The organism is [Actinomadura] parvosata subsp. kistnae, from assembly GCF_900323885.1.
Lineage (GTDB): Bacteria > Actinomycetota > Actinomycetes > Streptosporangiales > Streptosporangiaceae > Nonomuraea > Nonomuraea composti.
This window is the reverse complement of sequence record NZ_OOHJ01000018.1, coordinates 2552371-2576145: the sequence shown is the minus strand read 5'-3', so window position 1 is coordinate 2576145 and position 23775 is coordinate 2552371. Positions and strand designations below refer to the sequence as shown.

The following is a 23775-nucleotide window of genomic DNA, read 5'->3' as shown; positions in this document are numbered from 1 at the left end:
TCAGGTGCCCGCCGACGCGGTCAGGCGGTGCCCGGAGACTGCTCGCGCGGTGGAGTCAGTTCCGGTTGCCCGCGCGTGTTACGGACGTGTGCGCTGGCCGCGCCTCAGGCGGGAATGTACCGGTCGAGGGAATCTTGCTCCGCGCTGGCGGTGTCTCCGACGGCCTTGAAGATCGCGGGGACGTCGATGCCGGCGGGGCCGTCGGCGTGTGCGGGGGCGGCCATGCTCAGCGCGGCGGCGGAGATGAGCCCGGCCAGGCTGAGGGTGATGATGCGGCGCATCGCGGCTCTCCTTTCCTGGGTTGCGGGCGGGCCGGCCGGTCAGAGCCAGGGGAACAGGTTGCTGGCCAGGTTGGCGACGTTGGTGTTGCCGTTGTTGGGGCGGACGCTGTTCTGGCCCAGGTTCTGGTCCGTCGTGCAGGCGGTGGGCTCGATGTGGGCGCCGGGGGAGGCGATCGGCGCGAAGATGTGCCCGCACTTGACGGTGGTGGTGAGCTTGCCGGCGTTGTCGTCGGCCGAGGCGACGCCGGCCAGCGCGCCGAGCGCGAAGGCCGCGCCGGCTGCGGTGAGTGCGAGCTTGGACCAGATGGTCATTGGGGGAACCTCCCATGTAGGCGGATGCCCGGACGCTTCGTGGTCCGTGATCATCCGGATGGACGCCAGAACCATAACGCAAAGTAATCGCCTAGTAACAGTATGGAGTTGGCAAAGGTTCGACCGAGCCCACCAAGGGGAACCGCCGTGGCGGGTGCGCAAAAAGGGCGCCGCAGACAACCTGGATAAACAACAAAGAGGCCGCCCCGGAATCTCGGGAAACGGCCTCTGCACTGGGTGGGGCTACCAGGACTTGAACCTGGGACCTCTTCCTTATCAGGGAAGCGCTCTAACCGACTGAGCTATAGCCCCGCTCGCACCCCGAACGTTATCGCATCCGCCTCCGGGAGGCGAACCGGTTGTTCGGGACGAGGAAAAGCTTACCGCCTCCGGCAGGCTGCTCGCGCCGTCCGGCCCCGCCGGGCGGCGCGAGCTCCGGCCGTTACTCGGCCTCGCTGAAGGTAACCTCGACGCCCCCCACGAGGTCGGAGGCGATGTTGTAGATGACCGCCCCCAACGTGGAAAGAGCCGTGATCAGTACGACGTTCACCGCCCCGATCAGAGCCGTGTAGCCGAGGATGCGCACGGGCTCGAACCAGGAGGCGATGTCGATCGGGATCGAGCTCTGCCCCTGCTCGCCCTGGCCGAGCTGGTTGACCAGGTCCACGATCGAGTCGAAGACGCCCAGGGCCGACAGTACGCCGTACAGGACGGCCACGGCCACGAACAGCACCACGAAGCAGACGAGGGAGACCACGAAGCTGAACTTCATGGCCGACCACGGCTCGACACGGCGCAGGACCAGGTGGGCCTTGCGGGGCAGGCGGCCACCGGAGGCGCCGGACCCCTTCTTCTTGCCGCTCAGCTCCACGACGGGCGGGGCCTCGCTGGCCAGCGAGGGGCGCAGACGTACCGTCTCGTTGCCCTCCTGCTGGGCCCCCTGGGGAGGCACCGGCGGGCCCTGGGGCCCGGGAGGGCCGGGCGGGCCCGGCTGCGGGGAAGGCTTGTTGTCCTCCTTGGCCGGCATGCCCCGGCCCTGCGCGGGCGAGGTGTCCTGGCCCTCTTCGACCGCGTCGAACATCTCAGTCTCTGCGGGCTTCTTCGGCTGTTGTCCGTTGCCCGAAGCCGCCTTGGTCCTGGCGGGACCACCCTGGGCGTTCATGAACTACTCTCCTCCCCCGTCTTCATCACTCTCCACCGAAGTCTCCATCGACTCGGCGTTGCGGGCGAGGGCCACGACGCTGTCGCCTTCAGCGAGATTCATCAATCGAACTCCCATGGTCTGGCGGCCGGACTGCTTGATCTCGCCGGCACTCGTCCGGATCACCCCGCCGGCGGACGTGATCGCGAAGACCTCGTCCTCTGGGTTGACCATGACGGCTCCGACCAGCTTGCCACGGGAAGATACGATCTTCGCAGTCAGCACGCCTCTACCGCCACGTCCTTGAACTGGATACTGCTCCACTGGCGTCCGTTTTGCGTACCCAGCCTTCGTGGCGATAAGCACATCTTGACCGTCTGCGATCCGGTTCATGGCGAGAAGTTCGTCACCTTCGAGGAACCTCATGCCGATGACACCGCTGGTCGCCCGCCCCATGGGACGGAGCGCCTCGTCGGAGGCGGTGAAGCGGATCGACTGCGCGCCCTTGGAGACGAGCAGCAGGTCGTCGGACTCGGAGACCAGCCGGGCTCCGATGACTTCGTCGTCCTCGCGCAGGTTGATCGCGATCAGACCACCGGACCTGGGGGAGTCGTACTCCGACAGGCGGGTCTTCTTCACGAGCCCGCTGCGCGTGGCAAGGACGAGATAGGGGGCGACGTTGTAGTCGCGTAGGTCGAGAACCTCCATGACTGTTTCGTCGGGCTGCATGGCAAGAAGGTTCGCGAGATGCATGCCCCGGGCGTCGCGGCCGGCGTCGGGCAGCTCGTACGCCTTGACGCGGTACACGCGGCCCTTGTTCGTGAAGAACAGCAGCCAGTGGTGCGTCGTGGTGACGAAGAAGTGGTCGACGATGTCGTCTTGACGCAGCTGAGCACCGCGCACGCCCTTGCCGCCGCGCTTCTGCGCCCGGTAGAGGTCGGTACGGGTGCGCTTGGCGTAGCCGCCCCGCGTGATCGTGACGACGATCTCGTCCTCGGCGATGAGGTCTTCGATCGACATGTCGCCGTCGTAGGCGATGATCTCGGTCTGCCGGTCGTCGCCGTAGCGGTGGACGATCTCGGCGAGCTCCTCGTTGATGATCTCGCGCTGGCGGCTCTCGCTGGCCAGGATCGCGTTGTACTCGGCGATCTGCGTCATCAGCGAGTCGTACTCGTCCTGGATGGACTGCCGCTCCAGGGCGGCCAGCTTGCGCAGCTGCATGTCGAGGATGGCCTGCGCCTGCACCTCGTCGATGTCCAGGAGCCCCATGAGGCCCTGCTGGGCGGCGGAGGCGGACTCGGAGGCCCGGATGAGGGCGATGACCTCGTCGAGGCGCTCAAGGGCCTTCAGCAGCGCGCGCAGGATGTGGGCGCGCTCCTCGGCCTTGCGCAGCAGGTAACGCGTCCGGCGGACGATGACCTCGATCTGGTGGGCCACGTAGTGCCGGATGAACTGGTCGAGCCGCAGCGTGCGCGGCACGCCGTCGACCAGCGCCAGCATGTTGGCGCCGAAGGTGTCCTGGAGCTGGGTGTGCTTGTACAGGTTGTTGAGGACGACCTTGGCGACCGCGTCGCGCTTGAGCACGATGACCAGGCGCTGCCCCACCCGCGAGGAGCTCTCGTCACGTACGTCGGCGATGCCGGTGAGCTTGCCCTCACGCACCAGCTCGGCGATCTTCAGCGCCAGGTTGTCGGGGTTGACCTGGTACGGCAGCTCGGTGACGACCAGCGCCTGCCGCCCCTTGTCCTCCTCGACCTCGACCACGGCCCGCATGGTGATCGAGCCGCGGCCGGTGCGGTAGGCGTCCTCGATGCCGCGGCGGCCCACGATGAGCGCCTTGGTGGGGAAATCGGGGCCCTTGACCAGCTTGATGGACGCTTCGAGCAGCTCCTCGTCGCTGGCCTCAGGGTTCTCCAGCGCCCACTTCACCGCCGAGGCGACCTCGCGCAGGTTGTGCGGCGGGATGTTGGTGGCCATGCCGACGGCGATGCCGCCCGAGCCGTTGACCAGCAGCTGCGGGAAGCGGGCCGGCAGGACGTCGGGCTCCTGCGACTTGCCGTCGTAGTTGGGGCGGAAGTCGACGGTCTCCTTGTCGATGTCCCGCAGCATCTCCATGGCGATGGGGGCGAGCTTGCACTCGGTGTAGCGCATCGCCGCCGCCGGGTCGTTGCCGGGCGAGCCGAAGTTGCCCTGGCCGTCGACCAGCGGGTATCGCAGCGACCACGGCTGCGCCAGGCGTACGAGCGCGTCGTAGATCGAGGTGTCGCCGTGGGGGTGGTAGGTGCCCATCACGTCACCGACGACGCGGGCGCACTTGAAGTAGCCGCGGTCGGGACGGTAGCCGCCGTCGTACATCGCGTAGAGCACGCGGCGGTGCACCGGCTTGAGGCCGTCGCGCACGTCCGGCAGCGCCCTGGACACGATGACGGACATCGCGTAGTCCATGTAACTGCGCTGCATCTCGGACTGGATGTCCACAGGCTCGATGCGGTCAGCCGGGGGAGTGGTGTTCACGTCCGTCACAGGTGTTGGTCCTTCTTAAACGTCGAGGAAGCGAACGTCGCGCGCGTTGCGGATGATGAAGTCGCGCCGCGCCTCCACGTCTTCCCCCATCAGCACGCTGAACAGGTCGTCGGCCTGGGCCGCGTCGTCGAGCGTGACCAGGCGCAGCAGCCGGGTCGCGGGGTTCATCGTGGTCTCCCAGAGCTGGCCGGCGTTCATCTCGCCCAGACCCTTGAAGCGCTGGACGTTGTCGCGCGGCCGCGGGTCGGGCTTGCCGTTGGCGATGCCCTCGGCGATCACCGCGTCGCGCTCGCTGTCGGAGTAGGCGTAGGAGGCGTCCTCGCCCTTCCGGTCCCACTTGATCTTGTACAGCGGCGGGCAGGACAGGTAGACGTGACCGGCCTCGATGAGCGGCCTCATGAACCTGAACAGCAGCGTCAGCAGCAGGGTGTTGATGTGCTGGCCGTCGACGTCGGCGTCGGCCATGAGGATGACCTTGTGGTAGCGCAGCTTGGCGATGTCGAACTCGTCGTGCACGCCGGTGCCCAGCGCCGTGATCAGCGCCTGGACCTCGTTGTTCTTCAGGACCTTGTCGATCCGCGCCTTCTCGACGTTGAGGATCTTGCCGCGGATGGGCAGGATCGCCTGGAAGCGCGAGTCACGGCCGCCCTTGGCGGAGCCGCCGGCCGAGTCGCCCTCGACGATGAACAGCTCGCACTTCTCCGGGTCGTTCCACTGGCAGTCGGCCAGCTTGCCCGGCAGCCCGCTGCCCGCCTCCAGCAGCGACTTGCGCCTGGTCAGGTCGCGCGCCTGGCGCGCGGCGATGCGGGCGCGCGAGGCCTGCAAGGACTTGTTGATGATGTCCTTGGCCTCGCCGGGGTTGCGCTCGAACCAGTCACGCAGGTGGTCGTTGCACGCCTTCTGGACGAACGACTTCGCCTCGGTGTTGCCGAGCTTCGTCTTCGTCTGGCCCTCGAACTGCGGGTCGGACAGCTTGACCGAGATGATCGCGGTCAGCCCCTCGCGGACGTCCTCGCCGCTGAGATTGTCGTCCTTGCCCTCCTTGAGGAACTTCTGCTCGCGCGCGTAGCGGTTGACGATGGACGTCAGCGCCGCGCGGAAGCCCTCCTCGTGGGTGCCGCCCTCCGCGGTGTTGATCACGTTGGCGAAGCTGTAGACCGACTCCGAGTAGGAGTTGTTCCACTGCATCGCGACCTCGACCGCGAGCCCGTCGCTCTCCTCCTCGAAGGCGATGATCGACGCGTGCGCCGGCTCCTTCTTCGCGTTGAGGTGCCGCACGAAGTCGGACAGACCGCCCTCGTAGTGGTAGGTGACGGTGTGCGGCTCGCCGTTGATGTGGTCGGGCCGCTCGTCGGTCAGCGTGATCGTCAGGCCCTTGTTGAGGAAGGCCATCTCCTGGAAGCGCCGCGAGAGCGTCTCGTAGTTCCACGTGGTGGTCTCGAAGACGTCGCCGTCGGGCCAGAACGTGATCGTGGTGCCGGTCTCGTCGGTCTCCTCGCCCTTGGCCAGCGGGGCCGTGGGCTTGGACATCTCGTAGCGCTGCCGCCAGTAGTGGCCGTTCTGCTTGACCTCCACCTCCATGGCGGTGGACAGCGCGTTGACGACGGCCGAGCCGACGCCGTGCAGGCCGCCGGAGACCGCGTACGACTGACTGTCGAACTTGCCGCCGGCGTGCAGGGTCGTCAGCACGACCTCGACGGCCGAGCGCTTCTCCACCGGGTGGATGCCGGTGGGGATGCCGCGCCCGTTGTCGACCACGCGCACGCCGTTGTCGGCGAGCAGCGTGACGTCGATGCGGTCGGCGAAACCCGCCAGGGCCTCGTCCACCGCGTTGTCGACGATCTCCTGGACGAGGTGGTGCAGGCCACGCTCGCCGGTGGAGCCGATATACATACCCGGGCGCTTGCGAACCGCCTCAAGCCCTTCGAGTACGGTGATTGAGCTAGCGTCGTAGGACAACTGCGAAATCCTCCTGCCGCGGACACGCGGCGGGGGAGGCCATCAACTTTCGAAGCTGCCCCTGCCGTGCCCGTCACCGTCGTGAGTGCCCCGATGCGCGGTCACCCAGGGGAGTCGGCTTGCTGCCGGGGTGACACGCAAGCGGACGTGTCCGGAATCCTTTTTCATTCTACCGCTTCCGGAGGGCCAAGGTGGCAATGAACGCGCCTGTGATGCCCCCTAGCTCGTTTGGCCCCCGGGCAAGCATCCCCCCTCCGGAAAGGGGGCTTATCGCGTCTGCGGCGGTCTGATCGCCCCGAGCGCCCTACCGGAGCTGCTCCGCACCGCTGCTCCGGACCGGCGCTCGACCGCGGTCATCCGTACGTGTCACGCGGGCCCCGCCTTCCGGTCACCCGCAATCCCCCCGATGGACGCGGCGCCGTCTGCGGGCCTCTGACCTTGACCTTTGTCACCGTGCCGTCGCCGAGCTCCTCGTTGAGCCTGCGTACGAGGGTGCGGGCGAGCAGCCGGACCTGCGTCGCCCACGCCGTCGAATCGGCCGCGATCAGCACCTCTCCGTCGTCGAACGACTCGGGCTTGGTGTGGGCGGCCAGGTCAGGGCCCACGATCTCGACCCAGCGGCCGAACACCGCGCCCACCTTCGCCGGCCGCTCCCAGCCGCGATCGGCCAGGAGATCGGCGATCGCGCGTCCGAAAAGCTGGGGGTCGCCGCTGTCCCGGCGCGGGCCGGCCGCCCTGCGCCTGGGCTCGCGGCGGGGGAGCTGGCCGCGCTTGGCGGCGTCGGCCTTGGCCTGGGCCAGCTTCTCCCGCGCCATGGCCACGCCTCTGGCCGTCGCGTTCTCACTACCGGCGGCGGCCGCCGCAGGCCCTCCACCGGACGCGCCCGCCGCGTGTGGACCGGTGCCTGGCGCGCCCGCTGTGCCCGGCGCGCCTGGCCCGGTCGTCCCCAGCTGTGGACGACCGGGCATCCCGGGCGCCGCTTCCGGTGCGCGGGCGGCGCGCGGTCGTCCACCGGACGCCCCAGCCTGTGGATAACCTGCGCCCCTCGGCGGGAGGCCGTCACCACGGCGCACGTCATCAGCGGACACGGGTCACACTCCCTTCTGCGACGTCGAACCTGCCCCCCACCAGCTCGTCCGGCACGTCGTCTGCGACGGCCGCCGTGATCAGCACCTGCTCGGCCGGCGCCACCATCTCCGCGAGCCGCCGCCGCCGCTGGCTGTCGAGCTCGGCGAACACGTCGTCGAGGATCAGCACAGGATCGCCCCCGTCGGCCCGCAGCAGGTCGTAGGCGGCCAGCCGCAGCGCCAGCGCGAACGACCAGGACTCGCCGTGGCTGGCGTAACCCCGGGCGGGCAGCTCGCCCAGCCCGAGGATCAGGTCGTCGCGGTGCGGCCCGACGAGCGTGACGCCGCGTTCGAGCTCCGACGGGCGGACCTCCAATAGCCGCTCCCGCAGACGCTCTTCAAGGGTTTTCCCCAAGTCTGTGGATAACGTCTGTGTATCGAAAGATCCCCGCTCACCGGGGGCTTCGCCCTCCGGACCCCCCTCGCCGGGATCCCCACCTGTGGACAACGTGCTGCGGTAGGCGAGCGTCGCCGGAGCGCTCGACGGGGCCAGCGCGGCATAGGACCCGGCGACCAGCGGGCGCAGCGCCTCGATCAGCTCCAGCCGCCCCCGCAACAGCTCCGCCCCGTGCCGGGCGAGATGCGCGTCCCACACCTCCAGAGTGCTCAGGACGTCGCCCGCGCCGGCCGCGGCGAACCCGGTGTCACTCTCGTGCCGCCGGGGGCTCCTGCTGCCTCTGCGGGCCTGCGCGGCCGTACGCAGCAGCGCCCCCCGCTGCTTCAGCACCCGGTCGTAGTCGGCGCGCACCCCGGCGAACCTGGGGGCCCTGGCCACCAGCAGGTCGTCGAGGAAGCGGCGGCGCTCGGCCGGATCGCCCTTGGACAGCGCCAGGTCTTCAGGGGCGAACAGCACCGTGCGCAGCAGGCCGACGGCGTCGCGGGCGCGGGAGACGGGGGAGCGGTTGATCCGGGCGCGGTTGGCCCGCCCCGGGTTGATCTCCAGCTCGATCAGCGCCCGCCGATCCTCCCGCTGGACGGCGCAGCGCACGATCGCCCGGGTGGCGCCCTGCCGCACCAGCGGTGCGTCGCCGGCCACCCGGTGGCTGGAGTGCGTCGCGACATAGCCGAGGGCCTCGACCAGGTTGGTCTTGCCCTGGCCGTTGGGCCCCACGAACGCCGTGACGCCCGGCTCCAGGCCGAGCTCCACGGACGCGTAGGACCGGAAGTCGGTCAGCGAGAGGTGGGCGACATGCACCCCACGAGGTTAGTGCGCCTCACGGGTCACCGGGGTCACCGGCATGCGGTCTGTGGAAAACCCGGTGCGGAGGATGACCTCAGCGCTCCGACTCGCGCGGCGGCGTCACGTCGGCGCCGGGGGAGTCGGCCCCCTTGCCGGTGCTGCCCTCCGCCGAGGTGATCGCGTGGCCGCCGAACTGGTTGCGCAGCGCCGCCACGACCTTCATCGCGGGGGAGTCGTCCTGCCGCGAGGCGAACCTGGCGTACAGGGCGGCGGTGATGACCGGCAGCGGCACCGCGTGGTCGACGGCCGCCTGCACCGTCCACCGGCCCTCGCCGGAGTCTTGTGCGTAACCGCGCAGCTGCTCCAGGTGCTCGTCGTCGTCGAGCGCCCGTACCAGCAGGTCGAGCAGCCAGGAACGGATCACGGTGCCGGTGCGCCAGCTGCTGAAGGAGCCCTTGACGTCCTTGACGACGTCGGACGCCTCAAGCAGCTCCCAGCCCTCCGCGAACGCCTGCATCATGCCGTACTCGATGCCGTTGTGGACCATCTTCGCGAAGTGCCCGGCGCCGACGTCGCCCGCGTGCACGAAGCCGTCCTCGCCCTCGGGCTTGAGCGTCTCGAAGATCGGCTTGAGCCGTTCGACGTGGGCCTTGTCGCCGCCGCACATGAGCGCGTAGCCGTTCTTCAGGCCCCACACGCCGCCGCTGACGCCGCAGTCGACGAAGCCGATGCCCTTCTGCGCCAGCTCGGCGGCGTGCTTCTGGTCGTCGACGTAGTGGGAGTTGCCGCCGTCGATGACGATGTCGCCCTCGCTGAGCAGCTCGCCCAGGTCGTCGATGGTGGTCTGCGTGGGCTTGCCCGCGGGCACCATGACCCAGACGGCGCGCGGCGCCTGCAGGCGTTCGGCCAGCTCCTTGAGGCTGGCGACGTCGCTGATGGCCGGGTCGCGGTCGTAGCCGACGACCTCATGACCGCCGCGGCGCAGCCGTTCGGCCATGTTGCCGCCCATCTTGCCCAGTCCGACCATGCCGATCTGCATGATGTCTACCCCCTTGTCAGACTTCCATCATCTCCGATGACAGTTTCAGCCTGACAGTCGGATGGGCATGATCAGGTAGCGGTAGTCCGTTACGGCTCCGTCCTCCACAGGCTTGCCACCGGTGAGGATAGCGGGCTTCGTGGACGTGGTCATCTGCAGCCTGGCCACATCGGAGTCGATCGCCCCGAGCCCTTCCAGCAGGAACTGGTGGTTGAAGGCGATGTTCATCTCCTCGCCCTCGTAGTCGACAGGCAGCGCCTCGACGGCCTGCGCCTCGTCGCCACTGCCGGCCTCCAGCACGACCTCGCCGCTCTTGAACGCCAGGCGTACCGGCGTGTTGCGCTCGGCGACCAGGGCCACGCGCTTGACCGCCTCGACGAACGGGCCTGTGGACAGGTCGGCGCGGGCGGAGAACTCCGTCGGCAGCAGCGAGCGGTACTTCGGGAACTCGGGGTCGAGCAGGCGCGTCGTCGTGCGGCGCCCCGCGCTGGAGAAGCCGATCATGCCTTCGCCGGTGCCGCCCGCGGAGCTGAGCGCGATCTCCACCTCGGCGCCGGTCGCGCCGAGCGCCTTGGCGGTGTCGGCGAGCGTCTTGCCGGGGATCATCGCGATGGCGGCGAAGTCGGGCTGCCCCGGCTGCCACTTCAGCTCGCGCACGGCCAGCCGGTAGCGGTCGGTGGCGGCGAGGGTCACGGTGTCGCCCTCGATCTCCATGCGCACGCCCGTGAGCATCGGCAGCGTGTCGTCGCGGCCAGCGGCGACGGCGACCTGGCTGACGGCGGAGGCGAACACGTCGCTGCCGACCCGCCCCGCGGCCGGCGGCATGGCGGGCAGGGTCGGGTAGTCCTCCACAGGCATGGTCAGCAGGGTGAAGCGGGCGCTGCCGCACGTGACGACCGCCTTGGCGCCCTCCACCACGAAGTCCACAGGCTGTGCGGGAAGCGCGCGCGTGATCTCGGCGAGCAGCTTGCCGGAGACCAGGACGACTCCCGGCTCACCCGTGTGCAGCTCCAGGGTGACCTCGGCGGAGACCTCGTAGTCGAAGCCGGAGAGCTTGAGCTGCTGCTCCTCGGTGACCTCCAGGCGCATGCCGGCGAGCACGGGCACGGACGGGCGCGCCGGGAGGCTGCGTGCCGTCCATGCCACCGCCTCAGCGAGGACGTCTCGCTCGATTCGGAACATCACGGTGATCAGCCTCCTGGGTTCGTCGTTGATTCAAGGATCTCAAGGATCCGCCCTCCCGCGCTCGCGCTCCGGGAGAACCCCTCTATGGGTCTTTGAGTTTCTAGTTAGAGATAGAGGAAGTCATCACACTAGGGGCTGTGGAAACTGTGGACAACCAGAGTTTTGGCTGGTCAGCGGCCAGATTTTCTTCCACTTGTCCTGTGTACGAAGCCTGGGGAGAACTTCGCCGCCTGGGGATGAACTTTCTTCACCCACAGGCCGTCCCCAGATCATGGTCCCGTCATCCACGGGAAGTGCCGGGTTATCCACGAGGTTTCCACAGGTTATCCACCGGGTAGAAGGGGCCCTTTTGGAGCCCCAGATCCGTTGTTCACAGTCCGTCCACACGTTGTCCACTGGTAGTCCCCAAGTTGCCCACAGGATGTCCCCAGGGTTGTCCCCAGCCCTTGTGGACCGATTTTTCCCAGCATTGTCGGGCGAACGGCCGGTGAATTTTTGTGTTTCCGCTGGTCCACAGTGTTTTCCACAGGCTGTGCACAAACTCAAGATCCACGCTGTGTCTGCTTGATCCGCATTGTTAGCTCGTTGACCTGGTTGTACATCGACCTGCGCTCCGCGATGAGCGAGCGGATCTTGCGCTCCGCGTGCATGACGGTGGTGTGGTCGCGGCCGCCGAACTGCTGGCCGATCTTCGGCAGCGACAGCTCGGTCAGCTCGCGCGCGAGGTACATGGCGATCTGCCGGGCGTTGACGAGCGCCCGGCTGCGGGAGGTGCCGCACAGGTCGTCGATGCTGATGCCGAAGTACTGAGCGGTCTCGCTCATGATCGCCGCGATCGTGATCTCGGTGTCGGACTCCGAGGTGATCAGGTCCTTCAGCACCACCTCGGCGAGCTGCAGGTCCACGCCCTGCCGGTTGAGGCTGGCGAACGCGGTGACCCTGATGAGCGCACCCTCGAGCTCACGGATGTTCGTGGAGATGCGGCTGGCGATGTACTCGAGCACCTCGGGCGGCGCGGCCAGGCCCTCCTGGATGGCCTTCTTCCTGAGGATGGCGATCCGGGTCTCCAGCTCGGGCGGCTGGACGTCGGTGATCAGGCCCCACTCGAACCGGTTGCGCAGCCGATCCTCCAGCGTGATGAGCTGCTTGGGCGCCCGGTCGCTGGAGATGACGATCTGCTTGTTGGCGTTGTGCAGGGTGTTGAAGGTGTGGAAGAACTCCTCCTGCGTCTGCTCCTTGCCCTCCAGGAACTGGATGTCGTCCACGAGCAGGATGTCGATCGCCCGGTAGCGGCCACGGAAGCCGTCGGCCTTGTGGTCGCGGATGCTGTTGATGAAGTCGTTGGTGAACTCCTCGGAGCTCACGTATCTGACCCGCGCCCCGTCGTACAGGCTCTGGGCGTAATGCCCGATCGCGTGCAGCAGGTGCGTCTTCCCCAGCCCGGAGTCTCCATAGATGAAGAGCGGGTTGTACGCCTTCGCGGGGGATTCGGCCACCGCCACGGCCGCCGCATGGGCGAACCGGTTGCTGGCGCCGATAACGAATGTCTCAAATGTGTACTTCTGATTAAGCCTGGCCGGTTCGCTGGGCTTGTTGCTCTTCGCCTCCCACCGGTTCGCCGCCGGCTCGGGCGACTTTTCCACAGGCGGTGTGTACGGCTGGGCCTGTTCAAAAGAGAAGCCCTGCTGTGGATATTCGGTGGATATCTGGGACTGCTCCGGCTGTGGAGAGTAGAACTGCGGAGGCTCCGAAGCCTGGTTGTGCTGCGGTTGCACGGGCTGTGCATAACGCAGCTGACTCTCCACACCCTGGGGATAACTTTGAGTCACAGGCTGTTGATGAGACTCGCCGGCGGGCTGCTCGGGCGCCGCCGTGTCGATCATCACGGCCACCCGCATGGTCCGGCCGAGCTCCTGGGAGAGCGCATGAGTCACCAGCGGGCGCAGCTTGTTGCTCTCGATGAGGTCCTTGAGGAAGTCGTTGGGGACACCGAGCACGATCGTGTCGTTGGCCAGGGCGATCGGGCGCACCATCGACAGCCAGGTGCGCTGCTGGATGGGCACGTTCTCGTTGAGGAAGTTGCCCAGGGCTCTCGCCCATACCGTGCCGAGGTCGACACCGTTCATGGTGCGGCTCCCCCTCCTTCCTCTCGCGGCCCCCCGCGATCGTTATCCACATGGCACAGTCGCCCGTACACTTCGGCGGCGCCTTCATCCACATGTGGAGACAGGGCCTCGCGCCCTCTTCCTCCACAGGCCGTCCACAAGCTGTCCACAGGGCTTGAGCGGCCCCGAGAGGCCCGACAGTAGCTTTGTGCACAGGTGTGTTCAAGCGTTGTCCACAGCCTAGTGGCACCGGAGTGCACAACTTGTGGACGTGGGACCGGCGGTGGAAAAGTGGCCTGTGGATTGGTGGACAACCGGTCCGGTTTGACCTGGACGGTGCTTGCCCCGTAACGTACGACGGTCGGCTTGTCACGCGACGGCTATTTCGCGTGCCCTCGTAATCTGGCAGGCCATCCATGTGTGTTAGGCGCCCTCGCGGCGCATCATCAAGCCTGGAGCCCACCCGTGAGCAAGCGTACTTTCCAGCCGAACAACCGTCGTCGCGCTAAGACCCACGGCTTCCGGCTGCGGATGCGCACCCGGGCCGGTCGCGCCATCCTCGCTTCCCGCCGCCGCAAGGGCCGCGAGAAGCTGTCGGCCTGATCGTCCTGCGCGATTTCAGCCCGCCGGCGATGTTCGCCGGCGGGCGTTAGACGTATACGGTGCTGTCCCGTCAATCCCGCATGCGACGCGGGGAGGAGTTCGAGGCGGCGGTCAGGCGTGGCAAACGCGCCGGTCGTCCGACTCTTGTGGTGCATTTCACCATTTCTGGGGAAGAGCCACCTCTCGTGGGTTTCGTGGTGAGCAAGGCCGTCGGGAGTGCCGTGACCCGAAACAAGGTCAAACGACGGCTCCGACACCTGATGCGAGACCGTCTCGAACGGCTGCCGCGAGGTAGCCTGCTTGTGGTACGCGCCAACCCACCGGCCGCGTCCGCGCGATTCGAGCACTTGGCCGCCGAGCTCGATCTCGCGCTGGATCGTTTGCTCAGGCGGCGAGAGTCCTCGACGGGTGGACACAGATGACGGAGCAGCCGCAAGGGGTGGTGCCGGGCCTCGCCGCCCGGGTGCTCATCGTTCCCATTCGGTTCTACCGGGCGTTCATCAGCCCGCTGCTCGGTCCACGCTGCCGGTTCTATCCGTCGTGCAGTGCCTATGGACTCGAAGCGATTGCCGTGCACGGGGCATTGCGCGGCACATGGCTGACTGTCCGGCGTATCGGGCGGTGCCACCCATTCCATCCCGGAGGTATAGACCCGGTGCCCCCACGCCCGGTCCGGTCTCACGAAACGCAAGGGAGATAGCTCGGTGGAGCTGTCCTGGCTGAGCTGGCTGTATCAAGCCGTAGCCCAAGTCATCATCTGGATCCATACTGCATACAGCACGGTCCTCAACCCGGACAGCGGGCTGACCTGGGCGTTGACGATCATCACGCTCACCGTCTTCATGCGGATCCTGATCTTCCCGCTCTTCCTCAAGCAGATGCGCTCGTCGCGGAAGATGCAGGAGCTCGCCCCCAAGGTTCAAGAGCTGCGCAAGCGTTACAAGAACGACAAGCAGCGCATGAACCAGGAGGTCATGGCGCTCTACCAGGGTGCGGGCGCCAACCCGCTCGGCGGCTGCCTTCCCGTCGTCGCCCAGTTCCCCATCTTCATCTCCATGTTCACGGTGCTGCAGAACATGGCGAACGGGCACCCCAAGTACGGCATGACGCAGGAACTGGTCGACAGCGCCAGGGCCGCGCACATCTTCGGCGCGCCGCTGCCCGCCAACTTCTGGATGTCGGAGAGCGACCTCCAGGCCTTCGGCGCGGGGAACGTCCAGACCAAGATCGTCCTCGGCATCTTCGTCGCGATCAGCTCGCTGACCACGTTCCTCACCGTCCGGCAGAGCGTCACCCGCTCCATGGCGCAGATGCCCGACAACCCCATGGCGCAGCAGCAGAAGATCCTGATGTACATCTCGCCGCTGTTCGCCTTCTTCAGCCTGAACTTCCCGCTCGGCCTCATCATGTACTGGGTGACCACCAACCTGTGGACCCTCGGTCAGCAGCACTGGTTCTACAGCCGGCACCCCATGCCGCAGTACGACGCCAAGGGCAACGTGATCCCGGTCCAGCCGAAGCCCGGTCTGTTCGCCAAACTGCGCAAGACCACTCCGGAAGAACAGGCCCCTCCGCCCGCTCCGGAGCCTAAGATCATTAGGCAGCAGCCGAGCAGGCAGTCACGCAGCAAGCGCACCGGCAGCAAGAAGTCTTGAACACGAAGGAGAGGCCGGCCATGACCGAGGCCGAGCAGGAGAAGGCTCCTGATCTCAGCGCGCTGGAGCAGGAAGGTGAGATCGCTGCCGACTACGTCGAGGGCCTTCTCGACATCGCCGACATCGACGGCGACATCGACATGGACGTCGAAGGCGACCGCGCCCTGGTCTCCGTCGTCGGCCTGAAGAGCACCGAGCTGGTGGGGCCCGGGGGAGAGGTCCTCGAGGCGCTGCAGGAGCTGACCCGGCTGGCCGTCCACCGTCAGACCGGCGAGCGCTCCCGGCTGATGCTCGACGTGGCCGGCTACCGCGAGCGGCGCCGGGCAGAGCTGACCAAGCTCGGCACCGAGATCGCCAACCAGGTCAAGGAACGCGGCGAGTCCAAGGCGCTGCAGCCGATGACCCCGTTCGAGCGCAAGATCGTCCACGACGCGGTGGCCGCCGCCGGGCTCCGGAGCGAGTCCGAGGGGGAGGAGCCGCAGCGGTACGTGGTGGTCCTGCCCGCCTGAGGCGCTTGCCCACCTCCGTCCGATCCGGCCGTCTGCCCGCTGTCACGCGTGGCAGGCGGCCGTTTCCTTTTGTCGGTGAGTACGGGCGGCGCGCTCGTACGCTCGTCGCCGCCGGGGGCATGGGGGGTGCCGACGGCGCGCTCACCGGCCACCTTCACCCCGGCCCGCTAGTCTGCCTTTGTGATCTCACCCCGTAGCCTTGGGGGAGCGACAAGACCGACACCGTCCCAAACCGGGCGCCACGCCCAGCGGCGCCGGGCCGCGGCCCTGACCGCAGCCGCACCCACCGGCACGCCACCGATCTCCACACCGAACTTCATACCGACCGAACACCCACCACCCGAGCAAGGGCCGCCAGGTCTCAGAAAGGGCCACCGAACCAGTGAGCGACGATGAGCTTCCGGAGCCGCCGCAGATCGCGCGGGACGTCTTCACCGGGGAAGCTTGGGAGCGCGCCAACGCGTTCGCCGGGCTGCTGGCGGGCCCCGGCGTCGTCCGCGGGCTCCTCGGCCCGCGGGAGGTGTCCCGGATCTGGGATCGTCACCTGCTCAACTGCGCGGTGGTGGCCGAAGTCGTCCCGCCGGACGTGAGACTGGTGGACATCGGCTCGGGGGCCGGGCTGCCCGGCCTGGTCCTGGCCATCGTGCGGCCGGACATCACGGTTACGCTGTTGGAGCCGCTGCTGCGCCGTACCGTGTTCCTGGAGGAATGCGTCGCGGCGCTCAAGCTGGACAACGTCGAGGTGTTGCGCGGCCGGGCGGAGGAGCTGGCCGGCAAGCGCGAGTTCGACGTCGCCAGCGCCCGCGCGGTGGCGCCGCTCGACCGCCTCCTGAAGTGGGCGATGCCGCTGCTCCGCGAGGGCGGGGAGCTGATCGCCATGAAGGGGGAGCGGGCCGCCGACGAGCTCGCCGAGGCGGAGTCCCAATTGCGGGCCAGCGGAGCCCGAACGGCCGAGCTTGTGACCGTCGGGCACGGTAAGGTCGAGCCGCCTGCAACATTGGTTCGGGTGGTAGCGGGTCGCGCGCCGGAGCGAGCAAGGCCGCGACGAAGGAGGTGACGGTTGTGCCAGTCGCGTCAAGCGGTTTGGGCTGGCCCGGCAGCCGTCGGTCCGAGAGTCCCCACGGGGTTGGCTGGCCTGAAATGGGCGTGTCGCGACAGCAAACTCCCGGCACCGGCACACCACTGGTTGAAAGGATGGCCAACGTGACCCAGACCCCCCTGAACCCCGGTGATTCGCCCCTGGTACGAGAGGCCCTCAGCTCAGTGGTTTCACGTGAAACATCTGCGACCCAGACGGCCGCCCAGCCCGGCGACCCCTCGGGCGAGAGCAACGGCGACTGGCCGCGTCCGTCCAAGACCAGAGTGATCGCGGTTGCCAACCAGAAGGGCGGCGTCGGCAAGACGACCACCTCGGTCAACATTGCCGCCGCGCTGTCCATGCACGGCCAGCGTGTCCTCGTGGTGGACCTCGACCCGCAGGGCAACGCCTCCACCGCCCTGGCCACGGAGCACCGCGGCGACGTGCCGGACGTGTACCAGGTGCTCGTGGACGACCTGCCGATGGCCGACATCGTCAAGCAGGTGCCCGACATGCCGAACCTCTACTGCGCGCCGGCCACCATCGACCTGGCCGGCGCCGAGATCGAGCTGGTCTCCCTCGTCGCCCGCGAAGCCCGCCTCCGCCGCGCCCTGGCGGCCTACGACGCGATCGAGCTCGACTACATCGTGATCGACTGCCCGCCGTCCCTCGGCCTGCTGACGGTGAACGCGCTCGTGGCGGCGGACGAGGTCATGATCCCGATTCAGTGCGAGTACTACGCCCTGGAGGGCCTCGGCCAGCTCCTCAGAAACGTCGACCTCATCAAGGCCCACCTGAACCCGACGCTGCGCCTGTCCACCATCGTCCTGACGATGTACGACGGCCGCACGCGCCTCGCCTCCCAGGTGGCCGACGAGGTCCGCGCCCACTTCGGCGAAACCGTCCTGAACACGGTGATCCCCCGCAGCGTCCGCCTGTCGGAGGCGCCCAGCTACGGGCAGTCGGTGATGACGTACGACCCGGGGTCGAGCGGGGCCATGGCCTACATGGACGCCGCCCGCGAAATCGCCCACCGCGCCACCGTCGCCTGATCGTCGGTGCGCCACAGGCGCAATCGGCTTCGCACGCGGCTGTCTCCGCACGCATCACGGGCGGAACGCGAGTGGGCTCGTCCGCGCGCCCTCGTGCGACGGGATCGCCGCGTGGACGGCCCTACCGCGACACAAACGCCCTCTCTTGCCCACCAACGCATCCGACCGCACCCACAAGCCCTTCCGGCCCACCTTCCGCTGCGGCTCCAGGACGCCGGACTCTGAGCGCGGCGCGGAGGGAGGCGGCATGCAAGGCGGCGCGGCGTGTGAGGCAGCGCTGGACGGCGGCGCTTCGGACGGCGGCGCTTTGGACGGCGGCGCTTCGGACGGCGGCGCTTTGGACGGCGGCGCTTCGGACGGCAGTGCGCAGCGATTGTGCCTCGGGAGGCTGCACGCGCAAGGCGACTGCGCCAAGGGCCGAAGAGTGTCGCGTGGCTGCGCGCGGCGTGGGTTGCTCGCCGAGCGATCGTGTGCCGGGCCGTGGCGTGCCGTGCGGCGAGGTGCCGGGGATTGTGCGGCAGTCTGCGCGTCACTCACGCCCGCGCTCATGCAGCAACCGACGCCCGCTGTCCGCCAGAGCCTGCGCCCGCTTGCGGTCCGCACCAGCCCGGTCCATGTCCGCCTGGGGTCCGCCCCGGCCTGCGGTTCGAGCCGTCTGGCCCTCTGTCCGCCTCTTGTCCGCGCCCGCGTCGACGCCTCCTGTCCGTGCCCGCCTGCAGTCTTCGCCCGCTTGTGGTCCGTGCTCGTCTGTGGTCGGCGCTGGCCTGGCCCTGTGCCCGCCTGTCCGACGCTTGCTGTCCGCGCTTCTCCGCTATCCGTGTCTGCCCTACGGCCTGCGCCTGTCCGGGGCCCACTCGCCTGCCATCCGCTTGCACTCTGCGCCCCGCCTGGCTCCCACGCTCGGCTCCTGCGTGTGCTCGCTGCCCCCCCGCAGGCGTGGTTGTCGGGTTTACACCCACCTACGGTCTGCATCGTCCTCGCACACTGCCCCCGCCCCCGCACCGTCCACCCGCCGCCCTCCCTGCACCGTCCACGCGCCACCCCCTCCCGCACTGCCCCCACTCCTGCACCGTCCACGCGCCACCCCCTCCCGCGCCGGTCCTCCCGCGCCGGTCCTCTCGCGCCGCCTTTTGCACCAGGCCTCTTCGCTGGCCCCTGAGCCGGCCCTCTGCATGCGCTTGCTGTGCCGATCATGCGGATCATGCGGGTCCGTGCCTCGGCCATACCCACCTCTCGGCCGGTCCGCCGCTTGGCCGCGCTGGCATCAGCGCCATCGGGACGCCCGCCCCAGTCCCCGATACTCGTACCATCGTGACGCCCGCGCCAGCTCGGCACCCGCACCGTCCCGGCACCCCGCCGTGGCTCGGCCTGCCGTTCTGCGTCCTGTGTGCGGCGGGGCTAGGAGGCGGCGCGGGGCATCTTGGAGCTCAGTCACGAGTTGGGCAGGTTTGTGACCGTGTCGGTGTAAATCCAACGCGGTGGTGTGTGGCGAGCGGGCACCCGGCGGGGCGGGCGACGGTAACCTCTCCTGGAGTGACCGGAATCGACCGGGTGGATGAGGAGACGCAGTGAGTCAGCAGCGGCGGGGATTGGGCAAGGGGCTCGGGGCGCTCATCCCGACCGGTCCCATCGTTGACGGTACGGGGTCGGCGCCGGCCCCGTCGAACGGGTCAACGGGGGAGACGGGGCCCAAGCCGATCGCCGGGGCGTACTTCAAGGAAGTCGCTCTGTCCGCGATCGTCCCCAACCCGCGTCAGCCACGTGACATCTTCGACGAGGAGCGTCTCGAAGAGCTTGCGGCCTCCATCCGGGAGGTCGGCCTTTTGCAGCCGATCGTGGTCCGGTCGGTCGGTGGTGGTCAGTACGAGCTGATCATGGGGGAGCGGCGTTGGCGAGCTTGCCAGCAGGTCGGCCTCGACCCGGTGCCGGCGATCGTGCGCAACACCCAGGACACCGACCTCCTGCGTGATGCCCTCATCGAGAACCTGCAACGTGAGCAGCTGAACGCGTTGGAAGAGGCGGCGGCGTACCAGCAGCTCCTCGACGACTTCCAGGCGACTCACGATCAGCTCGCGAAGAAGGTCGGCCGCTCCCGCTCTCACATCACCAACACCCTGCGTCTCCTCAACCTCCCGCCCGAAGTGCAGCGCACGGTGGCGGCTGGAGTCATCAGCGCCGGTCACGCTCGCGCCCTCCTCGGCCTCGAAAGCGCCGAGGAGCAGATGCAGCTCGCCAAGCGCATCGTGGCAGAGCTCCTCTCGGTCCGCGCGGTGGAGGAGATCGTGGCGATGGGGAGCGCTAAGGCCGCGAAGAAGGCGCCGCGGGAGCGCCAGCCGGCCAAGCCGACCGCGCCCGGCCTCACCCACCTCGCCGACCGCCTGTCGGATCACTTCGAGACCAAGGTGAAGGTGGATCTGGGACGCAGGAAGGGGCGCATCGTCGTGGAGTTCGCCACGATTGACGACCTGGAGCGGATCATCGGGACCATGGCGCCTGAGGCCGTTCGCGCGATGCGAGAGTCTGAGGACTGAAGCAGTCTGTAGGGGAGAGGCGCGCCGGAGAAGGTCAAGGTCTGCGGTACTCGAGGGTCGTGTGGCCGCTGGCTCGCCTTGTTTCACGTGAAACACGTCGGCATCAGCTCTCGTGGCGTCTTCGGCTCCTGTTTCACGTGAAACATGGGCGGGCGGCAACTGACGGCTTCAGGTCGCGCGGGGATGGCGGATGGTCGAGGTGGCGGCGCATTGCGCTGGGATCCTGGGGCTGGCGATCACGCGGCCTCCAGTCGGACGGCCCAGCCACAAGGCGAGGGCGATGTTTCACGTGAAACGCACCGTGCGACAGACGCCCGGAGGTGGCGCGGACGGTCGGAGGCGCACTGCGAGCGCAAGGCAAGGGGCACACTTTCGTAATGGCGGTTGGCGATCTGTGTGTGCCGGGGTGCGTGGCGAGTGCCACGGGTGCGTGGCCAGTTGGGCGGAAGAGAGGTCCCCGCGCGAAGGCGACGGCGCCGTGCGGATTGGCGTGGCGGAATTGGTGGAAGAGCGGCGGCGGGGGCGTTGGGGCGGTGGCTGTCGGGCGGTGCAAGGGGGCGCACTGTCTGCACCGCAGGAGGGAGCTGTTCGCGCCACCCGGAGAGGGCTGGCCGCGCGATATGCGGGCGGCGTCTCCGGGAGACGTGAACGGGACGCTGTCTACGTGGGGTGAGGACCACGTCTGCGGGGCCCGTGGGCGGCGCCGTCTGCGCTGGGGCGAGAGGGCAACCGTCTGCGCTGGGGCGAGAGGGCAACCGTCTGCGCGCCGGGGCGAGGGGGCATCGTCTGCGCCGGGCGAGGGGGTGTCTGGGCGATGCAAGGGGACACTGCCTGTGCGGTGCGAGGACGGTGCCTCCGGGGTCGGTGTGGGGACGGTGTCTCCGCGGACGGTCCAGGGTCGGTGGACCCGCGGACGGTCCGAGGGTCGGTGTCCCCGGGGGGCGGAGGGTGACCCGTCCGCGCGGCGGGTGGCGCGCGGGTGGGGTACGAGGAGGTCGCCTTAGGGGGTGAGCCGGCAGCGACGCGTATCTCGCTCCTGGGGATCTGGGATCTGGGGACGCTTGGCGCTCCTGGCGCTGGGGCCGGGGAGCGCGGGCGTGTTTCACGTGAAACAGGGGCGGGCGAGTTACATGGCGGCGGCTTTGTGGATGTCTTCGAGGAAGTCGTCCACCTGCTCTGGGGTGGTGTCGAAGGCGGTCATCCAGCGGACGGTGCCGGCGGGCTCGTCCCAGTAGTGGAAGAGGTAGCGCTGGCGGAGGGTTTCGGCGGCGACGTGTGGGAGGGTGGCGAACACGGCGTTGGAGTGGACCGGGTATGCCAGGGAGATGCCGGGGATGTCTGCCAGGCCGTTCGCTAGGCGCGTGGCCATCGCGTTGGCGTGGGCGGCGTTGCGGCGCCACAGGTCGTCCGTCAGCAGGGCTGTGAGTTGGGCCGAGATGAAGCGCATCTTCGAGGCGAGCTGAAGGGACTGGCGGCGGAGGAACGGGACGGCGTTCGCCAGCGACGGGTCGAGGACGACGACCGCCTCGGCGGCCAGTGCGCCGTTCTTCGTACCGCCGAAGCTGAACACGTCCACGCCGGCGTCCGTCGTGATGGCCCTCAGGTCGCATTCGAGGTACGCGGCCGCGTTGGCGAGCCGGGCGCCGTCCACGTGGAGGCGCAGCCCCGACTTGTGAGCCGTCTCGGCCAAGGCGGCGATCTCGGCGGGGGAGTAGGTGGTGCCCAGCTCCGTCGTCTGGGAGATCGAGACGACGGCGGGCTGGGGCTCGTGCGGGTTGCCGATTCCACCCAGGCGTGACTTGATGTCGGACGGGCGGAGCTTGCCGTCCTCGGTCGGAACCGTCATGAGCTTCACGCCGAGCAGGCGCTCCGAGGCTCCTGCTTCGTGGGTGGCGATGTGGGCGCTGTCGGCACAGATGATGGCGTCGTAGCGGCCCAGCATGAGGGCCAGGCCGACCATGTTGGCGCCCGCCCCGTTGAGCACCGCGAAGCCCTCGGCGGCCGGGCCGAACGTCTCCTTGATCTTCTCCTCGAACGCCGACGTCCAGGAGTCGTCGCCGTAGGCGGGCGCGTCGCCGTGGTTGGCGGCCGCCATGGCTTCCAGGATGGTCGGGTGCACGCCGGCGTGGTTGTCGCTGGCGAAGCTCTTGGGGTACATCGATTCGATCAGCACACCGTAAGGCTACTTATCGGGGGCATGGGGTCTGGCTCGTGGTGGTGTGGTGTGGTGTGGGGGGTGGTCGTGGTGGCGAGAGCGCGGCTTGAGGCGAGGTTCCTGCCTGCTTCCAGGGGCGGCAGGAGGACAGGCGGGAGTGGGTGGCCGGCGCTGTGGCATCGGTGGGGGCACGGTAGGTCGGTTCGCCGGCTGGGGGCTGAGCAGTGGCGCGGGTGTCTGAGTGTGCGGCGGCTCGGTGCGGGTGTGGCGGCGGCTCGGCGCGGGTGGGCGGCGGAGTGGGCGCGGGTGCTCAACGGGCTGGGCGCGGTGCGGGCAAGGGAGGAAGAGAGCGGAGAGGGCGCCCGATCGGGATGAGTGGTGGCGGATGCACGCGATGGGACGGACGGGGTTGAGGTACGGGGATGGGTGGACGGAGCTGAGAGGTACGAGGATGGGATGGGGTATGCGAGGTGTGGTGCGTGGCGATGAGTACACGCGATGGGGTGTGCGCGGTGTGGTACGTGGCGGTGTGGTGCTAAGGGTGGATGGCGTGGTGGCGGATTGCGTGAGGGTGCGGTGCGCAGGGGAGCAGCGCGCGGTGGGCGGCCTTTTGATGCCGGCGTTCTTGGCGAGCGTGCGGTAGGTGTGTGTGAGGTGCTGAGCTTGCTCGGGGGGAGGGCTGGCAGGGTGAGGAGGCGAAGCACTGCGGTGCGATGTGCCGTGGGGCGTGACGTGCCGTGGGGTGTGGCGCGCTGCGGGCAGCAAGGTGCTGCAGGGGTGATGCGCTCTGCTGGCCGAGACGCGCTTAGGAACGGTGCTGCGGGGCGAGGTGCGTTGCGGGGCAAGGCGCTCTGTGAGCGTTGACGGGCTGGGAAGGCGAGGTGCCGTGAGGTGAGGCGTCCTGAGGGACGAGGCGCTCTGTGAGCGTGACGGGCTAGGAAGGCGAGGCGCTGCGGGTGAGGCGTGCTGCGGGGTGAGGCGTCCTGTGAGCGTGACGGGCTAGGAAGGCGAGGTGCTGCGGGGTGCGGCGTTCTGCAGGGCGAGTCGCCCTGTGAGTGTGCGGCGCCAGGAGGGTGAGGTGCTGCGAGAGCGAGGCGTTCTGTTGACGGGACAAGTCGGCCTTGCGGGCCTGAGGCGCCGTGGGTGTGATGCGCTGCGGTGGCAAAGCGCGCGGGTGCGGTCCGCTTCGGGTGAGGCGATGCGAATGTGACGTGTTGAGGGCATGCCGTTCTCAGGTGTCACATGCTGAGGACATGCCGTGCTCACTCACCCGTCACGTGCTGAGCGGCATGCCGTGCTCCACCCGTCACGTGCTGCGCCGCATGCCGTGCTCCACCCGT

At 68.5% G+C, this 23775-nt stretch carries 19 protein-coding genes and 1 tRNA gene; 8 read left to right on the top strand and 12 right to left on the bottom strand.

Features of this window, described 5'->3' with window-relative positions; translation table 11 throughout:
- Window positions 1-104: 104 nt before the first annotated feature.
- The 11 genes from KIS93_RS31970 to dnaA form a co-directional block, all read right to left on the bottom strand.
- On the bottom strand, window positions 105-281 hold the full coding sequence (locus KIS93_RS31970; protein WP_155128847.1) for a hypothetical protein: 177 nt from the start codon (window positions 279-281) through the stop codon (window positions 105-107).
- A 39-nt stretch (window positions 282-320) separates the two neighbouring features.
- Entirely contained in the window at window positions 321-593 is a 273-nt protein-coding gene (locus KIS93_RS31965; RefSeq protein WP_080044154.1) for a hypothetical protein, read from the bottom strand.
- Between the two features lie 238 nt (window positions 594-831).
- Window positions 832-905 (bottom strand) — tRNA-Ile (locus KIS93_RS31960).
- Between the two features lie 130 nt (window positions 906-1035).
- Complete coding sequence (locus tag KIS93_RS31955) at window positions 1036-1755, bottom strand: DUF3566 domain-containing protein (protein ID WP_080044155.1); 720 nt, start codon at window positions 1753-1755, stop codon at window positions 1036-1038.
- 3 nt (window positions 1756-1758) lie between these two features.
- Window positions 1759-4257, bottom strand: coding sequence for a DNA gyrase subunit A (gene gyrA, locus KIS93_RS31950; RefSeq protein ID WP_080044156.1), 2499 nt, complete (start codon window positions 4255-4257; stop codon window positions 1759-1761).
- 15 nt (window positions 4258-4272) lie between these two features.
- The gene (gene gyrB / locus KIS93_RS31945; protein ID WP_418115098.1) at window positions 4273-6195 is read right to left on the bottom strand and encodes a DNA topoisomerase (ATP-hydrolyzing) subunit B; all 1923 of its coding nucleotides are present in this window, start codon (window positions 6193-6195) and stop codon (window positions 4273-4275) included.
- A gap of 374 nt (window positions 6196-6569) precedes the next feature.
- Window positions 6570-7031, bottom strand: a complete 462-nt coding sequence (locus tag KIS93_RS31940) for a DciA family protein (protein ID WP_080044158.1) — start codon at window positions 7029-7031, stop codon at window positions 6570-6572.
- 262 nt (window positions 7032-7293) lie between these two features.
- Window positions 7294-8538 carry a DNA replication/repair protein RecF gene (gene recF / locus KIS93_RS31935; protein ID WP_080044159.1) on the bottom strand — a complete coding sequence of 415 codons (1245 nt, stop codon included), beginning with the start codon at window positions 8536-8538 and terminating at the stop codon, window positions 7294-7296.
- A gap of 79 nt (window positions 8539-8617) precedes the next feature.
- Window positions 8618-9562, bottom strand: a complete 945-nt coding sequence (gnd, locus tag KIS93_RS31930) for a phosphogluconate dehydrogenase (NAD(+)-dependent, decarboxylating) (protein ID WP_080044160.1) — start codon at window positions 9560-9562, stop codon at window positions 8618-8620.
- A gap of 45 nt (window positions 9563-9607) precedes the next feature.
- The gene (dnaN, locus tag KIS93_RS31925; RefSeq protein ID WP_080044161.1) at window positions 9608-10747 is read right to left on the bottom strand and encodes a DNA polymerase III subunit beta; all 1140 of its coding nucleotides are present in this window, start codon (window positions 10745-10747) and stop codon (window positions 9608-9610) included.
- Window positions 10748-11289: 542 nt separating this feature from the next.
- Complete coding sequence (gene dnaA, locus KIS93_RS31920) at window positions 11290-12873, bottom strand: chromosomal replication initiator protein DnaA (protein ID WP_080044162.1); 1584 nt, start codon at window positions 12871-12873, stop codon at window positions 11290-11292.
- A 444-nt stretch (window positions 12874-13317) separates the two neighbouring features.
- On the opposite strand from dnaA, the gene rpmH reads away from it, so the two are divergent.
- From rpmH to KIS93_RS31880, 8 genes are all read left to right on the top strand, one after another.
- Window positions 13318-13455 (top strand): 50S ribosomal protein L34, encoded by a 138-nt coding sequence (rpmH, locus tag KIS93_RS31915; RefSeq protein WP_020547366.1) that lies wholly within the window; start codon window positions 13318-13320, stop codon window positions 13453-13455.
- Window positions 13456-13514: 59 nt separating this feature from the next.
- Window positions 13515-13877: a ribonuclease P protein component gene (rnpA, locus tag KIS93_RS31910; protein ID WP_080044163.1), complete on the top strand. Its 363-nt coding sequence runs from the start codon at window positions 13515-13517 to the stop codon at window positions 13875-13877.
- Complete coding sequence (gene yidD / locus KIS93_RS31905) at window positions 13874-14155, top strand: membrane protein insertion efficiency factor YidD (RefSeq protein WP_080044164.1); 282 nt, start codon at window positions 13874-13876, stop codon at window positions 14153-14155. Before rnpA ends, yidD begins: the two co-directional genes overlap by 4 nt.
- Before the next feature lie 4 nt (window positions 14156-14159).
- Window positions 14160-15110, top strand: a complete 951-nt coding sequence (yidC, locus tag KIS93_RS31900; protein WP_080044165.1) for a membrane protein insertase YidC — start codon at window positions 14160-14162, stop codon at window positions 15108-15110.
- A gap of 20 nt (window positions 15111-15130) precedes the next feature.
- Entirely contained in the window at window positions 15131-15619 is a 489-nt protein-coding gene (locus KIS93_RS31895; protein ID WP_080044166.1) for a Jag family protein, read from the top strand.
- Between the two features lie 382 nt (window positions 15620-16001).
- On the top strand, window positions 16002-16676 hold the full coding sequence (gene rsmG, locus KIS93_RS31890) for a 16S rRNA (guanine(527)-N(7))-methyltransferase RsmG (RefSeq protein WP_230465700.1): 675 nt from the start codon (window positions 16002-16004) through the stop codon (window positions 16674-16676).
- A 206-nt stretch (window positions 16677-16882) separates the two neighbouring features.
- On the top strand, window positions 16883-17749 hold the full coding sequence (locus KIS93_RS31885) for a ParA family protein (protein ID WP_418113389.1): 867 nt from the start codon (window positions 16883-16885) through the stop codon (window positions 17747-17749).
- A 1568-nt stretch (window positions 17750-19317) separates the two neighbouring features.
- Window positions 19318-20280 (top strand): ParB/RepB/Spo0J family partition protein, encoded by a 963-nt coding sequence (locus tag KIS93_RS31880; RefSeq protein WP_080044168.1) that lies wholly within the window; start codon window positions 19318-19320, stop codon window positions 20278-20280.
- A 1126-nt stretch (window positions 20281-21406) separates the two neighbouring features.
- On the opposite strand, the gene KIS93_RS31875 is transcribed toward KIS93_RS31880, so the two are convergent.
- Window positions 21407-22453 carry a threonine aldolase family protein gene (locus tag KIS93_RS31875; protein ID WP_222107672.1) on the bottom strand — a complete coding sequence of 349 codons (1047 nt, stop codon included), beginning with the start codon at window positions 22451-22453 and terminating at the stop codon, window positions 21407-21409.
- Between the last annotated feature and the right edge of the window lie 1322 nt (window positions 22454-23775).